We start from the raw sequence: 3,502 nt of genomic DNA, 5'->3' as shown, positions 1-3,502 counted from the left end.
ACGCCGTTTGGGTCTTTCGATCAAAGCACGCGAGATCGCAGAAGAGAAAGAGGCCGTCGAACAGTATGGTTCTTCCAGCTCGGGCGCATCGCTTGGCGACATCCTTGGCGCCGCTCTGAAGGGTGACGAAAAGTAAGACTTGCCCCGTGCTATGGGACAGTGAAGCCCGCGGTTTTTTCCGCGGGCTTTTTTGCATTTTGGGAGCCTGTCCAGAGGGCGATGTATGCGCCTTCGGCCACGAATCGGATTGCTTGCCGCATCGCAGAAAAAACGCCTGCGCAATTTTCGAACCCGGCGAAATCACGAATGGTTCGCGTTTTCTCCCCCTTTTCAGGGCGATAGAGCAATATTTTGGCGCAATTGAGATGCCATATTGGTTTTTTCTGCTGCGTTTTGTGCCTATAGTCATGAGATACACCGCGTCCGGTAGAGACGCGGATTAATTCAAAACAACCTTCGGGGGGAAATATGATCAGATCAGAACTGGTCCAAAAGATTGCAGACGAGAACCCCCACCTTTATCAGCGCGACGTCGAACGTATTGTGTCGACGATTTTCGACGAGATTATTGATACTATGGCACGCGGTGACCGGGTGGAGTTGCGCGGCTTTGGTGCATTTTCAGTCAAAAAGCGGGATGCCCGCGTCGGGCGTAATCCGCGTACCGGTGATAGCGTTCAGGTGGAAGAAAAACACGTGCCATTCTTTAAGACCGGCAAACTTCTTCGAGATCGTTTAAACGGAAAATAGGGCAGAGGTGTCCATGCGATACTTACGCTACGGTATTTTGGCCGCACTTGCGATTGTCATGGTGACAATCGCAATTGCAAACCGAGGCCCCATCACGCTTCGGCTTTTGCCGGGGGAATTGACCGGCTTGTTCGGTTTTTCCTGGCAGATTACGTTGCCAGTTTTCGTTGTCTTGCTGATTGCTGTGATGTTTGGTGTGGTGCTTGGGTTCGTCTGGGAATGGATCCGGGAACACAAGTATCGCCGGGATGCTGTTGTTGAGCGGCGGTCGCGTGAACATCTTGAAAAAGAGCTGGGTGCGTCCGGAAAATCTCCGAAGTCGGGCGATGATGTGCTTGCTCTGCTTGAGAGCCGCTAGAGGCTCGGAAAGTTACATTTCCTGAATGACCCGTAGAACGCGCACTAAAATCTGTGGCTTGTCCACACCTGAGACTGCGGCTGCCGCGGTTGAGGCCGGTGCGGCCTTTGTTGGCTTTGTCTTTTTCGACAAATCTCCGCGGAATGTGTCGGTTGAGCAGGCGATGGCGCTTGCCTTGGCAATCCCACCCGGTGTGGTGAAGGTTGCATTGACGGTGAACGCAAGCGATGCGCTGTTAACCAAGCTTACAGAGAGTGTCGCGCTTGATATGCTGCAGCTTCACGGCAACGAGAGCCTTGAGCGGGTGGCTGATGTGCAGGCGCGTTTTCGTTTGCCGGTAATGAAGGCGCTCGGTGTTGCCGACGAAAGCGATCTATTGGCGGTTGAGGCTTATGCCGCGGTGGCGGACCAAATTCTGATTGATGCCAAGCCACCGAAAAATTCGGTTTTGCCGGGGGGCAATGGGCTTGCGTTTGACTGGCGGTTGATGGCCGGACGGCGGTTTGCGTGCCCTTGGATGCTTGCAGGCGGATTGACGCCGGAGAATGTCGCCGAGGCGATTTCTTTAACGGGCGCGCGTCAGGTGGATGTGTCGTCGGGGGTCGAGAGCTCTCCGGGGGTGAAGGACATTGCGGCGATCAGTGCATTTATCGAGGCCGCTGGGTGAGCGCTGTGTTTCGCGTGGCGGGGCGCCGGGACGTTGGCGCAGCAGTCGAGTTGTTGCGCGATGACGGGCTGGGACAAACCCGTGAGACGGCAGCACCCGAGGCTTATCTGGCGGCATTTGCCGAGATGATGGCTGTGCCGGGCAATCGGCTGATTGTCGGCGAGCGCGACGGCGAGATCGTTGCGACCTATCAGATGACGATTATCCCTGGGATTTCGTTGGCGGGCGCGCGGCGTGCCCAAATCGAGGGGGTGCGTGTGGCGTCCGGGGTGCGTGGGCAGGGGGTTGGCGCGCTTTTGATTTCGGACGCCGAGGCGCGATCGCGTGCGGCGGGAGCGGTTTTGTTGCAGCTAACGATGAACCAAAGCCGCGAGGACTCCCGGCGATTTTATGAGCGTGAAGGCTTTGTGGCGAGCCACTTCGGGTTCAAGAAATCGCTTTGAGGCCGGGTGCGGCCTCTGGAGAGCTTTAATCAGAACGAAGCGGATTTGCGGCGGTTGGTCTGAGGGGATCAGTTGCCGAAGATTTCGTTCAGGACGTTGAGGATGACGCGCTCCACGGTGTTGTCGCTGCCGGAGGTTGCTCCACGTCTTGGGCGTTGTTCTGTCGCGATCGGAGGCGCGGGGCCGGGGGAGGTCATGGGGAGGTCTCGTACTGGCAGGCCTTCGTGGACGCGGGTCATGGTTTCGCGCCAGATCTCAGCTGGCAGACCGCCGCCCGTGACGCCGGACAGTGGCGTGTTGTCGTCATAGCCCATCCAGATGCCTGCAACATAGTCTGCGGTGAAGCCGATGAACCATGCGTCGCGCGCGGCTTGCGTTGTGCCGGTTTTTCCGGCGGAGGGGCGATCGGCGAGGCGGGCCCGGGTGCCTGTGCCTCGGGTGATGACTTCACTCATCATATAGGTGAGGTCGCGGGCCGCCTTTTCGGTGATGACGCGCTCGCCAATGCCGCCTTCTTGCGCCAAAAGCGGGTCGCTGTCGCCCTTGAGGCTAAGTTCCACGAGGCCATAGGGCGAAACGGACGAGCCACCGTTCAGGATTCCCGCATAGGCGCCGGTCATTTCCAAAAGTGTCGATTCAGACGTGCCAAGTGCCAGGGCGGGGCCAACAGCAAGGTCACTTTCGATGCCGAAATCGGAGGCGATTTTCACGACGGCTTCGCGGCCGACGCGATCGAAGACTTTCACGGCTGGAATGTTCAGTGATTGCGCGAGAGCTTCGGTGAGAGTGACCAAGCCCTTGTAATCTCGCGTGTAATTCGAGGGGCACCATTGGCCTGAGCCGGGGACGTCCATGCAGAGGGGGGCGTCTGTTACGGTATCATTGGGCGAATAGCCAAGGTCGAGGGCGGCGCCGTAGACGAAGGGTTTGAAAGCCGAGCCGGTTTGCCGTTTGGCTTGTATGGCGCGGTTAAACTGGCCCGCAATGCCACGGAATTTGCGCCCGCCGACCATGGCGCGGACGGCACCGTCGGCGCTCATGACGACGATTGCGGCCTGGGCTTCGCTGCCTTGACGGACTTTGTTGTCGAAGACCCACTGAAGAGCTTCTTCCGCGGAATTCTGGATGTTCTGGTCGAAGGTCGTGCGGATGACGACGTCTTCTGTCGTATCTTCGGTCAGGAAGGCAGGGCCCTGATCCATGACCCAATCGGCGAAAGATCCGCCCGCGCGGGCTTCGGCGGCCTCAGAAAGCTCGGCCGGGTTATCGCGGGCGAAGCGGGCT

Annotated in this window: 5 protein-coding genes; 4 read left to right on the top strand and 1 reads right to left on the bottom strand. The window is 58.4% G+C overall.

Annotation, left to right across the window (positions count from 1 at the left end):
• The first annotated feature begins 468 nt into the window (after positions 1–468).
• The 4 genes from ihfB to Q1B15_RS00155 are packed head-to-tail and all read left to right on the top strand — an operon-like array spanning position 469 to position 2,218.
• Entirely contained in the window at positions 469–750 is a 282-nt protein-coding gene (gene ihfB, locus Q1B15_RS00170) for an integration host factor subunit beta (protein WP_299748371.1), read from the top strand.
• A gap of 13 nt (positions 751–763) precedes the next feature.
• Positions 764–1,108 (top strand): LapA family protein, encoded by a 345-nt coding sequence (locus tag Q1B15_RS00165; protein ID WP_299748368.1) that lies wholly within the window; start codon positions 764–766, stop codon positions 1,106–1,108.
• 25 nt (positions 1,109–1,133) lie between these two features.
• Positions 1,134–1,775, top strand: coding sequence for a phosphoribosylanthranilate isomerase (locus Q1B15_RS00160; RefSeq protein ID WP_299748366.1), 642 nt, complete (start codon positions 1,134–1,136; stop codon positions 1,773–1,775).
• A complete protein-coding gene (locus tag Q1B15_RS00155) occupies positions 1,772–2,218 on the top strand; it encodes a GNAT family N-acetyltransferase (RefSeq protein WP_299748363.1) in 447 nt (148 codons plus the stop codon). The genes Q1B15_RS00160 and Q1B15_RS00155 overlap by 4 nt, the downstream gene beginning before the upstream one ends.
• Positions 2,219–2,286: 68 nt before the next feature.
• Here the strand turns inward: Q1B15_RS00155 and Q1B15_RS00150 are convergent.
• The coding region (locus Q1B15_RS00150; protein ID WP_299748360.1) for a penicillin-binding transpeptidase domain-containing protein at positions 2,287–3,502 on the bottom strand (1,216 nt) is incomplete at its 5' end.

The organism is uncultured Boseongicola sp., from assembly GCF_937988555.1.
In the GTDB taxonomy this organism is placed as follows: Bacteria; Pseudomonadota; Alphaproteobacteria; order Rhodobacterales; family Rhodobacteraceae; genus Boseongicola.
Note: the sequence above shows the minus strand (reverse complement) of the source record. Positions and strands in the feature narration are given on the sequence as shown.